Here is a 12,423-nt window from a genome sequence, read left to right as displayed (position 1 = left end):
TAAAACTAATGTTGTTTTGCTAGAAAGTAACATGAAGTGCAACACCTATGTGCTTCATGTTTTATTTTATATTTTTCAAAAGTTAAAAAACAAAAATACACTAAATATTAGTGTTTGAGTATATTTGAAATTAGTTTATTAAGCAAATATTTTGTTATATTCTTCTATTAATTCTTTTTCGTATAAAGCATATGAGGATTTTCAATTAAAAATTTTTCTACGTTTAAAATTAATTCTTTCTGTGGCAATTTGAATTTCATTAATATCAATTTCATTAAAATTAGTGCCTTTAGCAAAAATTCTTCTAAAAATACCATTTCAATTTTCATTACTTCCTTTTTGTCATGAAGCATATTTATCAGTAAAATATACAAATATATTTAATTTGTAAGCTAGTAAACCAATTTTTCTAAATTCAAAACCATTATCTGTAGTAATCGATTTTACTGGGATATTATTATTTGCAATTAAATTATTTAAAATTCTATTAAGATTATCAGGATGCTTACCTTTCATAACTGCCACATAACAAAACCTTGTTTTTCTTTCTACTAATGTGATTATATGATTAGCACCTCTAACATTTTTGCCACAAACTAAGTCAAGCTCTCAATGCCCAAATTCTAATCGATTATTTATTTCTTTTGGTCTTGCTCATATTGGTTTTATATATCTTGCTCCAACAAGGCGATCAATAACATTAGTTTTTGAACGTTTTCCTCCTTTTGTGTAATTTTTTCTTAATAAATCTTTTCTACTAAAAACTCATTTACCAGAGTTTATTCAATTAAAAATAGTTTTTAAACATGGTATTTCAAATTCATTTACACTCATATTATTTTTTATAAAAAAATAAGTTGATTCAACCGTTCAAAGTTTACCATCATATAATGCTGCAAATTGATCGATAAATTCTTCATATCTATCTCTTACTAAAAAATATCAAAAATAAGATCTATGTTTACTTCTGAGAATAGACTTTTGATTAGCTATTTCTGGATTGTAAATTAATTTATCATTATCAAAATTGCGTTTTATTTCGCGAGATATTGTTGATGGTGATTTATTTATTTGTTTGGCTATTTTTCTAATAGAAAAACCTTTATTTAAATATTCTTGAATAATAATTCTATTTTTGTAATTTAAGTGATTATAATTAATCATGAGTAACCTCTTGAAGCACTTTATTTAGGTTGCTCTTTTTTTATTTACTTTAATATAAAAAATGCAACCTATAAAAATTATTTCATAGTGTTGCACTTTATATTACAATGTAGCAAAACAGCATTAAAACTAATGTTGTTTTTTATATATCTAAGTTATAAAAAATTTATTACTCTGTTTTAAAGCCATTAAATGTTTTGGTCAATCAATTTGTTTCTTTACCGTCTTTTTTAATTTTGTATTTAATAACAAATTTTCTATTTTCACTTTTATATTTTTTAATTTCTATTTCATAACTAGATGGCAGATTAGAACAAATAAAATCTTCAATTTTAGCCTCACTGGCTTTAGTATTAGACTTATCGCCTTTATATTTAAATTGTAATTTTAATGATTTTAGAGATTCGCCAAATAGTTTTCTTTCAATAAATTCTTCAGCTACTTGATTTGTATTAACGGTAATTCTTTTAGATACAGCTTTTTCAAAGTTTTTACTTACAAAATCTTGAAGACTAATAAGAGTGACTTTTATAGTATATTTACCATTTTCTTTTTTAAAAGAATCAAATATAAAGACATTTTGACTATCACTAAAATAGTTTTTTACACTTGAATAAAAATATAATTTACTATCTAATTTGTAATCTTTATCATGACTAAAGTTTTGTACTAATGGAAAAGTAATTTTATTTTCAATTAATTTACTTAAAAAGTCTGCATCATATGCTTCAATACCTTTTTTTGCTATTTCAGTAAGAAAGTTATAATAAAGTGAATTATTACCTTGATAATCATCAGTTTCAGTGTTTTTAAAATCTTTTAAATCAATGTGGCTTATATTCGGGTAAAGTAGGACTTGGAGCTTCAATATCTTCTAATGGTGGTTGCCCTTTTTTATTTCTCATTTCATTTAAAATATTAATTCCTAATTTATCAAAATTAATTTTAATTGTTTTTGTAACTTTAGGGCTTTCATCTCAATTAGCAAATTTTACTGTTAGATTAGTGGTAAAACCATCTTCAACTTTATTAAGACCATCAAATGAATAAACTAAGTTATAATCAATATTATCAACTCAATATGATTTATTAGTTAATTGTGAAAGTTTCATTCTTTCAATATAAGTTTTGTCTTTAGAATAATAAGGGTATAGTATACTTTTGTCTAAAACTCCTTGAAGATATTCTTTTTGTTTTTCTTCAGTTAAATTATGTGGGTTTAATCCTTTTTTATATTCAGAACTTACTATAATTTCTTTGCTATTTTTAATGTCTTCATTATTTTTAGCAGTCAATGTTACTTTTAAAGTTACTTCTTTTTTAGCGCCATTATCTTTAATTTTAAGATCATTTAGCGATAAATTGTAAAGATCTTTATTGTAACCTTCTACCACAAAATTAGGTTTACCGTCATAATTATTAATACTGTTAGTTTTTAAAACATTTTGATAAGCTTTTTCATCAAGAAATTTTGCTACACATTTATTAAGTTCGGTTTCTAAATTTTTAATAGCCTCTTTTTCTTTTTCAAGCATTTCATTAGTTTTCTTTCAACCTTTTAAACAATATTCAACATTTTTAGGTGATTCTATATCACTATTTTTTAGTTTTAATTTATAAATAATGGTTAGTTCATTAATTTCTTCATTTTTTATTGCTTTAAATTTTGAAAGTTCATATCCTTCTGGAACATTTTTTATTACTTTTTCAACATCAACATCTTTTAAATAAGTATCTGATATATTAGGATAGTTAAATTGAACTTCACTTTGTTTTTTAATAAGATCATCTAGTTTTTTAATGTTTTCTTCTGAAATCATTTTACCTAAATTAGAAGTAGCAATATTTTTAGAAACTGTATGTCCTTTTTTAGTATTATGAATTGCTCCTCTATATGAAAAAATAATATTTCCTTCAGCATCTTTTTCTACTTTAAGCAGTGAAGAAAGTTCGGTGATTTTTGTACCGTTTTTATCTTTTTCATATGTTGGGTTATCAGGATTTACTATTTGATAGTAATTTTTAAATTCAACTCCTTTTAGTTCTAATACATAGTTAAGACTGTTTTGATCTTTTCAGTTAGGTCTTTTATTTTTTTCTACAGCAACAATTTTACGAGTTTTATAATCAAAATAAAAGTCATTTCCTTCTTTTATAGCTTTATAAAATGCATCTCTTTTTCCTTCAATAATGCTAATAGCATTTGTTAATCCTTCAGTTCATTTATCGATTTCTGATTTTGTTTCTGGTTTACCAGGATTAGGTTTTGGATTTGGTGTTGGCTTATCCTCTGGTTTTTTACATGATATAGCAAGTATAGGCATAGCTATTGTTAATATACTTAATGATGAAGTTGCTAATCATAATTTTTTTGTTCTTTTCATTTTTTCTTTCCTTTTTTTAAAAAAATAAAAGTGGTTATTAAAAAACCACTTTTATTAAGCTTCTTATTTCTCTAATTGTATTTTTTGTTTTTTGTAAAAACATAATAAAATTTTAATAAAAATTTTTCTTATTTTTATTTAATTACTGAAAAAATAACTTATTTTAAAGCTTATTCATCAATTTCTTCGGAATCTAAATCATTGTCTACATCAATTTCTGTTGTTGCTTCAATTTCATCTTTAGTCATTTCTCTATCGACAACAGTTTCACTTTCATCATAGATTTTTGCAACTCCAACAATTGCATCATTTCTACCTTTTAAATTAATCAATTTAACTCCTTTAGAATTTCTTCCTACAACTGCAACATCTTTTAAAGAAAATCTTATTGCCATACCATCTTTAGTCATGATAATTAAATCTTCAACACCATGAACAGTAGCAGCATAAATAAGTTCACCTGCCTTATCACTATTTAAAGCGACAACTCCTCTAGCATTTCTCTTTGTTTTTCTATATGAATCTGCTAAGGACATTTTTCCATATCCCTTAGCACCTAAACTAAAAATATATTTACCATCATCAGAACTAGAAACACTAACTACTCTATCGCCTTCATTTTGTCTAATTCCACCAACACCCATTGCAGTTCTTCCTGATGACCTTACTTCAGAAATATTAAAGCGATTAACATGTGAATTAGAACTTGAAATAAAAATTTCTAATGAATCATTAACAATTAATACATCTATTAATTCATCATTTTCTCCTAAAGAAAGAGCAAATTTTCCATTACGATTAATTCTTTCATATTCAACAAGTCTTGTTTTCTTAATTAATCCAAATTTAGAAACTGTTACTAAAAATTCGTTTTCTTCATATGTACGAACTGAGAGAATTTTTACTACTTTCTCTTCTTTTTTCATTGAGGAAACAACATTAATTATTGGTGTTCCTTTTGATTGTTTTGTGCCTGCAGGAATTTCATAGCATCTTACTCGATAAACTCTAGCTTGGTTAGTAAATATTAATAAATCAGTATGAGTATTAGCGACTAAAATATCACGAATGTCATCATCTTCATATGTTTTAGCGACAGACGAACCTACACCACCACGTTTTTGTTCACGATATTCATTTAAATCAATTCTTTTTACATAATTATTTGAACTTACAGTGATAACAACATCTTTTTGTGGGATAAGGTCTTCATTATCAATATCACCCATTTCATCTCAATTAATGATAGTTCTTCTTTTATCACCATATGATTCTTTAACTTCTTGCAATTCTTTAATAATTAATTCAATTAATAAATCATAACTTCCAAGAATTTTTCTATATTCAGCAATTCTTTCATTTACTTGATTTAACTCTTCGACCATTTTTTCAATTGCTAAACCAGTTAGTCTACCAAGACGCATGTCAACAATTGCTTTTGCTTGTACTTCACTTAAATTGAAAGCTTCTCTTAAACCATTTTGAGCATCTATATCTGTTTTTGAATGTTTAATAATTTCAATTACTCGATCAATATTTTCAACACAAATTTTAAGTCCTTCTAAAATGTGTGCTCTAGCTAAATCTTTCTCTAAGTCAAATTGAAGTCTTCGAGTGGTTACTTCTATTTGATGATCTAAATAAACTCTCAAGCAATCTTTTAGATTAAGTAATCTTGGTTCATTTTTTACTAAAGCAATCATATTAAATGAGAAGTTGGTTTGTAATCTGGTTAATTTATATAACTGATTTAAAATTACTTCAGGAACATAAGATTTTTTAATATCAATTGTGATTCTAATTCCTTCACGGTTTGATTCATCGCGAAAATCACTAATACCTTCAATTTTTTTATTTTTTATATGCTCAGCAATTTTTTCCATAATTTCAGTTTTTTTAACTTCATATGGAATTTCGGTAATAATTATTTTACTTTTACCATTTGATAGCTCTTGGATGTAAGCTTTAGATCTCATTGTAATTGATCCTCTACCAGTTTGATAAGCTTCTATTAATCCGGCTTTATTAAAAAGAATGCCACCAGTAGGAAAATCTGGTGCTAAAACGATTTCCATAAGTTCAGGAATAGTAATATCTGGATTTTTTGCAAGAGCACAAACAGCATCTATTACTTCACCTAAATTATGAGGAGGAATATTAGTTGCCATTCCAACGGCAATTCCGCTTGTACCAGAAACTAACAAGTTAGGAAATTTAGCTGGAAGTACTGTGGGTTCTTTTTCAGTTCCATCATAGTTATCGATAAAATCAACAGTATTTTTTTTGATGCCATCAACCATTGAACCAGCAATTTTGCTCATTCTTGCTTCAGTATAACGCATAGCAGCAGCTTCATCACCATCAATACTACCGAAGTTTCCATGTCCATCGATAAGTGGGTAACGTAATGAAAAATCTTGTGCCATTCTAACCATAGCTTCATAAACACTACTATCGCCATGTGGGTGGTATTTACCTAAAACATCCCCAACAATTCTTGCTGATTTTTTATGTGGAGCGGTATGGAACATGCCAAGTTCATTCATGCCATATAAAATTCTTCTATGAACAGGTTTAAGACCATCACGAGCATCAGGTAATGCTCTAGCAACAATAACGCTCATTGCATATTCAATAAAAGAAGACTTCATAACCTTAGCTAAGTTAGCAGGTTTTAATCCGTTAGTTTCAGTTTCTAATATTTGACTTTGTAGTTGATATCCTTCTTTATTTTGTGGGATATCTTCTTCATCATCATCTTCAATTTCAACTGGTTCTTCAAAAACTTTTTTTATTGTATCGTCATAGTCATAATATTTACTATCATCATCTTGTTCATCATTATCTAATTTTCTTTTTTCGTCATCTTCTAGCATAGCATTCCCTTTTAATTTACCTTAATTAATAATTTTTAATTATACCAAAAATAACCTCAATTTAACTAGTAAAAAGGTTCCGCTATTTGTTAAAGTTGAAAGCAATAAAATTTATTTTTTTCCCTATATTTTTGAATTTTTCTTCATAATCGGTGAAAAAATTTTCTTCTAAATAATTTGAAGCATGTAAATCATTAGTCTTGTAAATAATATTTGCATTAATTTCTAACAATTGTTCTAATGTAAATTCGTAAAGTGAATCATTGTCACTTTTAAAATATATCACTCCATTTTCAGTCAATATTTTTTTATATATTTCTAAAAAAGTTTTATAAGTTAATCTTCTTTTATAATGACGTTTTTTTGGTCAAGGATCAGAAAATGTTAATCATATAACTTTACATTTTCCATTAAAATATTCAAGAATATTGTTTGCCTCTCCTATTAAAATTTTCATATTTTTAATTTCTAAAGCATTTATCTTTTTTAAAGCACTTAATGCAGGAGTAGAATATTTTTCAATACCTATATAGTTAAGTTCTGGATGTTGTTTGGCCATTTCACTTAGCATTTTTCCTTTGCCCATGCCAATTTCTAAAATTGTCTCTTCATTTAAAGTGTAGGGAAAAGACTTAATTGAAAATTCACTATTTTTTATTATTTCAGTTGCATTTTTATTGAATCTTAATCTCATTATGTATCAATTTTAACTTATTTAATAAAACAATTTTTACTATGTTTATAATTAAAGTAGAATAAAGGTAATTAGTCTTTGTTTTTTGTTTTAACTAAAATAGAATAAGGTTGGACATTATATGTCAGAAGAGCACATTAAAGATAACTCCATTAAGAGTTTTGAAGATTTAATGAATGGTATTGATAATAATTCAAAAATCATAAGCAAATCTTCAAGACATTTATTTGATATGGGGCAATTAACAAGCATCCAAGCATTTAAATATGATGGAACACTTTATCGACAATATGAAGGAGCAAAAATAATTGCTAATTTAAAAGACTTTGTAGTTCTTTTATTGTTAAAAACAAAAGTAATGGAAAAAACAATTAGCTGAGTTGTAACAGAACCTATTTTATTTTTCTTTGCAAAAAATCATTTTTATAATGCAAGTATTACTTTAAATAAAAAAAAGGATAATTACATTTATATTAACTTGGCTAGTCCCTTTTATATTGATAATGGAATTTTAAAATATATTGATTTTGATATTGACATAAAAAGTTATTTAAATCAAGAATTTAGTGTAATTGATTGAAGTGATTTTAAAAACTCAATAATTAGTTATAAATATCCACTTGAATTAATATATAGAGTTTATGATGAATTAGATTATTTATATGAACAATTTAAAACTAAAAATGGAGTTTTTTCTAAAAAAATGGTTGATTCTTTTGTTAAATTATTGAAAAAATCAGGAGATATTTAAAGTATGAAAAATAAGATAAAAAAGAATAAAGAATTATTTAGAATGGCTATTGTTGCATTGGTAGTTTTTATTCTAATTGAAATTTTCAATATTTTCTCAAATATTTATCCATTTATAAATTTTAGTATATTCATTACTAAATATAAATTTAATACAAATTTTAACTATATATTTCCCTTTTTCAATAATTTTCTTCCTTTATCCTTTATACTTTCTTCTTTTATATTTTCATTAGTTCTTGCTAAAAATACTTGAAAACTAAGAGAATTAAAAGTTACAAGAATATTTTGAATTCCTGCTTTCATTTTGGAAATATATTCATTTATATTTTTATGTATAACTCAAAAGTTAATTAATATTTCTCAGTCATCAAAAAATTTCCAAATTTTTTATTATTTAACTATTGCAACTATGCATCTAGCAACACTATTTCATATATATTTTTTTATTCATCAAATTATAATATTACGCAAAGTGGTAATTAATGATAAACAAATCAATACCGATAATGAGAATAATGAAAATTTACCGAAAAGTGATATGAATAAAAGTCCTTTAAATGATGAATTTGCATATTATAATGATTCAAATACAAATATGGAAAGTTAAAATGATAAATAAAAATTTGGCTTAACACCAAATGCTAGAAAGTAACATGAAGTGCAACACCTATGTGCTTCATGTTTTATTTTATATTTTTCAAAAGTTAAAAAACAAAAATACACTAAATATTAGTGTTTGAGTATATTTGAAATTAGTTTATTAAGCAAATATTTTGTTATATTCTTCTATTAATTCTTTTTCGTATAAAGCATATGAGGATTTTCAATTAAAAATTTTTCTACGTTTAAAATTAATTCTTTCTGTGGCAATTTGAATTTCATTAATATCAATTTCATTAAAATTAGTGCCTTTAGCAAAAATTCTTCTAAAAATACCATTTCAATTTTCATTACTTCCTTTTTGTCATGAAGCATATTTATCAGTAAAATATACAAATATATTTAATTTGTAAGCTAGTAAACCAATTTTTCTAAATTCAAAACCATTATCTGTAGTAATCGATTTTACTGGGATATTATTATTTGCAATTAAATTATTTAAAATTCTATTAAGATTATCAGGATGCTTACCTTTCATAACTGCCACATAACAAAACCTTGTTTTTCTTTCTACTAATGTGATTATATGATTAGCACCTCTAACATTTTTGCCACAAACTAAGTCAAGCTCTCAATGCCCAAATTCTAATCGATTATTTATTTCTTTTGGTCTTGCTCATATTGGTTTTATATATCTTGCTCCAACAAGGCGATCAATAACATTAGTTTTTGAACGTTTTCCTCCTTTTGTGTAATTTTTTCTTAATAAATCTTTTCTACTAAAAACTCATTTACCAGAGTTTATTCAATTAAAAATAGTTTTTAAACATGGTATTTCAAATTCATTTACACTCATATTATTTTTTATAAAAAAATAAGTTGATTCAACCGTTCAAAGTTTACCATCATATAATGCTGCAAATTGATCGATAAATTCTTCATATCTATCTCTTACTAAAAAATATCAAAAATAAGATCTATGTTTACTTCTGAGAATAGACTTTTGATTAGCTATTTCTGGATTGTAAATTAATTTATCATTATCAAAATTGCGTTTTATTTCGCGAGATATTGTTGATGGTGATTTATTTATTTGTTTGGCTATTTTTCTAATAGAAAAACCTTTATTTAAATATTCTTGAATAATAATTCTATTTTTGTAATTTAAGTGATTATAATTAATCATGAGTAACCTCTTGAAGCACTTTATTTAGGTTGCTCTTTTTTTATTTACTTTAATATAAAAAATGCAACCTATAAAAATTATTTCATAGTGTTGCACTTTATATTACAATGTAGCATTTGGCTTAACACCAAATTTATCCACAAATTTCTAAGTCTTTATATGAAAATTCCACTGGAACTTTTCTACCAAATTGTTCAATGTTAACAAATGCTTTTTGAGTAACATCATTATTTTTAATGATTTCGCCAGTTTCTTCTCGATATGGACCACTTAATACTTTAACAATTGTTCCTTCTTTAAAAGCGGTTTCAATATCCCCACTTTCAAATTTTTCTCTTAACATAATTTCTTTATCAACCATTTTTTGGAAATATTTTTCACTGATTGGTGTTGGTTTAGCCCCTCTTCCACTAGAACCAATTAAACCAGTAACATATTGTGTATTACGAACTAAATATCAAGCTTCATCAGTCATAATCATATTAATAAAGATGTAGCCTTTATAAATATTTATTTCTTTAACTACATATTCTTCACCTTTGGTCTTTTTTTCTAATTCTTTATTTGAAAGGTGAGGCATTTTGAAAATTCTTATATCATTAAAAAATTCTTGTTTTTTTTCAGCGACTATTTTATTTTTTAAAGCTTCAACAACATTATCTTCTTTTCCAGAAATTGTTGATATCATGTATCATTTAAAATAATTCATAAAATCTCCTTAAAATAGCAATTAAGATTTGATTCCTATACTATTTCATAAACTAGTAAATGCAAAAGTTACTAAAAAGCAAAAAATTGCAAATCCAACTAAAAAAGCAATTGTTATACCAAATCATCTTCAAGTTTTTGAACTCTTAGGTCATTTAATACGTTTAACTTCTTTTACAAAATTTTTGATTGTAGATTCTTTAATTTCTTTTTTTTCATTACTTTCTTTAACATTGAAATTTGTATCTTTTTCCATTATTTTTCTTCCTTATGTAAAGTTTTAGCATTACAATTTTTACAAAATTTTTGAATTTCTAAGCGAGATTCAATACTTTTATTAACTGTATAATTTTTATTTTTACACTCACTACAAGCTAATGTTATTTTCTTTTTGCTTTTCATGAATATTATTATATTAAAGTTTTAATTTTTATTAATAAATATAAATTTTATTTATTTTATAATACTAAATATGTCAAAATTAGGACTTTCTTTGTTATTAATTTTTATTATTGTATTGATAATTTATCTAGTTTTACTTTATTGATACTTAGTTAAAAAATCTTTAAAAAAAATCAGAGAAAAATTAAGAAAAATTGATCTAGAAATATCTAATTATAAAGTCAATATAAATATATGGAATGATAAATTTAATGAATTTTCTAAAAACAATTATTATAAAAATATTGAATCTAAAATAGCAAAAAAAATATTAGAATTTGAGCAACTTGCCAAAAAAATAAAAGATATTTCTAATAGTATTTTTAGTATTTTAAGCATTCATGAGAGACAACATTTTTTAATGGAAATTAAATGCATAATTAAAGCAAAAAAGAATTTAAGAAATATTGAAAAAATTTTTCAACTATTAAAAATTAATGTCAATATAATCGAAAATATTTCTAAAAATGAAACCATTTATATTTCAAATATTTTGAACAAATTAGATTTCATATTTTTGTGTATAAAAAAAATACAAAACTTAAAGAAAAATAATAGTTTTAAAATAGGAAGCAACTTTTTTTCAAAAAGATTAAACATTATAGAAAATAATATTGAAAAACTATCAACATATTTTAATAATGATTTGTACTTGTCTAGAGAACAAAAAATTATTAATCAAAAATTGAATTTATTAGAAACTTATTCTCTTGAATACTCATTAATTTATTCTCGTGGTATTGAATATTTTCAAATTATAAATTTTATAATTCTAGATTTATTAAATTCAATTATTAAAGATCTTGATACTAAACAAAACATTAATGACATAGAATCTAAATTTCTTCTTAAAATAAAGTGAATTTTAAAAAAAATAAAAGAATATCGAGAAGAATTATTATCTTTGAATTTCATTGAAAAAGATTCAATTTTTAGGGAAAAAATTTCAATCATTTATAACATTGCTTATAAATTAAAAAGTGAATACTTAATTGAGAATAATTCTAGAATTTGATTGACAAATAAATTCTCTATTTTGCAACCTCTTTTTTTAAAATTTAACAATAACTTGCAAGGTTTAAATAAAGATATTTTAAATATAAATAATCTAAAAGAAACTTATACACAAAAGCTGCTTACTACTTTAGAAAATGCTAAAAAAATTTCACTAGTTGAAATGTCAATAAATAAACCAATTAATGAAGAAGAATATTCTTCACAAAAAACCTTTTTAAAATTAAAAGAAAGCTGAATAACTATTTATACTAATTTGATGGAATCAAGAATAACTTTATTAGATGAAGAAAAAGCTGTTATTAATCAACTAAATGATAAAATAAGTTATTTGAATAATAAGTCAACAATTGATGTTAGTTTTTTTACAAATTTAGATATTGCAAAACATTTATTTATTGTTTTTATTAGTTCTACTTATATTAAATTAAAAGGTTTAGAACTAACAGAGGCAGTAATAAAAAAAATTAGTCCTTTTGTTTCTTCGCAAGAGGAAATCAAAAAATTATATTTTGAAATAGAGAAAATGTCTAATCTTGAAAAATATGTTGAAATAATTGAAATGTTAAATAAATATATTCATAAAGAAATAAACTAAGGAGA

Annotated in this window: 12 protein-coding genes; 3 read left to right on the top strand and 9 right to left on the bottom strand. The window is 24.0% G+C overall.

The features are described 5' to 3' along the window. Nucleotides 1-138: 138 nt before the first annotated feature. The 5 genes from ACLFP3_RS00300 to trmB all read right to left on the bottom strand — a co-directional run bounded on the left by ACLFP3_RS00300 (nt 139) and on the right by trmB (nt 7,118). Entirely contained in the window at nt 139-1,164 is a 1,026-nt protein-coding gene (locus ACLFP3_RS00300) for an IS30 family transposase (RefSeq protein ID WP_412031351.1), read from the bottom strand. Nucleotides 1,165-1,333: 169 nt separating this feature from the next. After that, nucleotides 1,334-2,032, bottom strand: coding sequence for a hypothetical protein (locus tag ACLFP3_RS00295; protein ID WP_412031607.1), 699 nt, complete (start codon nt 2,030-2,032; stop codon nt 1,334-1,336). Continuing rightward, the gene (locus ACLFP3_RS00290; protein WP_412031606.1) at nt 1,974-3,548 is read right to left on the bottom strand and encodes a hypothetical protein; all 1,575 of its coding nucleotides are present in this window, start codon (nt 3,546-3,548) and stop codon (nt 1,974-1,976) included. The genes ACLFP3_RS00295 and ACLFP3_RS00290 overlap by 59 nt, the downstream gene beginning before the upstream one ends. A gap of 170 nt (nt 3,549-3,718) precedes the next feature. Further along, nucleotides 3,719-6,424 carry a DNA gyrase subunit A gene (gyrA, locus tag ACLFP3_RS00285; protein ID WP_412031605.1) on the bottom strand — a complete coding sequence of 902 codons (2,706 nt, stop codon included), beginning with the start codon at nt 6,422-6,424 and terminating at the stop codon, nt 3,719-3,721. An 82-nt stretch (nt 6,425-6,506) separates the two neighbouring features. Further along, entirely contained in the window at nt 6,507-7,118 is a 612-nt protein-coding gene (gene trmB, locus ACLFP3_RS00280; protein ID WP_412031604.1) for a tRNA (guanosine(46)-N7)-methyltransferase TrmB, read from the bottom strand. Between the two features lie 121 nt (nt 7,119-7,239). Here trmB and ACLFP3_RS00275 point away from each other — a divergent pair, with 121 nt between their 5' ends. Next, a complete protein-coding gene (locus ACLFP3_RS00275) occupies nt 7,240-7,869 on the top strand; it encodes a DUF402 domain-containing protein (RefSeq protein ID WP_412031603.1) in 630 nt (209 codons plus the stop codon). 3 nt (nt 7,870-7,872) lie between these two features. Continuing rightward, the gene (locus tag ACLFP3_RS00270; protein WP_412031602.1) at nt 7,873-8,478 is read left to right on the top strand and encodes a hypothetical protein; all 606 of its coding nucleotides are present in this window, start codon (nt 7,873-7,875) and stop codon (nt 8,476-8,478) included. A 153-nt stretch (nt 8,479-8,631) separates the two neighbouring features. On the opposite strand, the gene ACLFP3_RS00265 is transcribed toward ACLFP3_RS00270, so the two are convergent. The 4 genes from ACLFP3_RS00265 to rpmG form a co-directional block, all read right to left on the bottom strand. Beyond that, nucleotides 8,632-9,657 (bottom strand): IS30 family transposase, encoded by a 1,026-nt coding sequence (locus ACLFP3_RS00265; protein ID WP_412031351.1) that lies wholly within the window; start codon nt 9,655-9,657, stop codon nt 8,632-8,634. Nucleotides 9,658-9,790: 133 nt separating this feature from the next. Continuing rightward, nucleotides 9,791-10,366: a transcription termination/antitermination protein NusG gene (gene nusG, locus ACLFP3_RS00260; RefSeq protein WP_412031601.1), complete on the bottom strand. Its 576-nt coding sequence runs from the start codon at nt 10,364-10,366 to the stop codon at nt 9,791-9,793. Between the two features lie 21 nt (nt 10,367-10,387). Next, complete coding sequence (secE, locus tag ACLFP3_RS00255; protein ID WP_412031600.1) at nt 10,388-10,621, bottom strand: preprotein translocase subunit SecE; 234 nt, start codon at nt 10,619-10,621, stop codon at nt 10,388-10,390. Further along, a complete protein-coding gene (gene rpmG, locus ACLFP3_RS00250; RefSeq protein WP_412031599.1) occupies nt 10,621-10,767 on the bottom strand; it encodes a 50S ribosomal protein L33 in 147 nt (48 codons plus the stop codon). The genes secE and rpmG overlap by 1 nt, the downstream gene beginning before the upstream one ends. 70 nt (nt 10,768-10,837) lie before the next feature. On the opposite strand from rpmG, the gene ACLFP3_RS00245 reads away from it, so the two are divergent. Continuing rightward, nucleotides 10,838-12,418, top strand: a complete 1,581-nt coding sequence (locus ACLFP3_RS00245) for a hypothetical protein (RefSeq protein WP_412031598.1) — start codon at nt 10,838-10,840, stop codon at nt 12,416-12,418. The last annotated feature ends 5 nt before the right edge of the window (nt 12,419-12,423 follow it).

The sequence above is a fragment of the Metamycoplasma buccale genome (assembly GCF_046774455.1).
GTDB classification, from domain to species: Bacteria; Bacillota_I; Bacilli_A; order Mycoplasmatales; family Metamycoplasmataceae; genus Metamycoplasma; species Metamycoplasma buccale.
The sequence above is the reverse complement of the archived record's forward strand: the minus strand, read 5'-3'. Positions and strand labels throughout refer to the sequence as shown.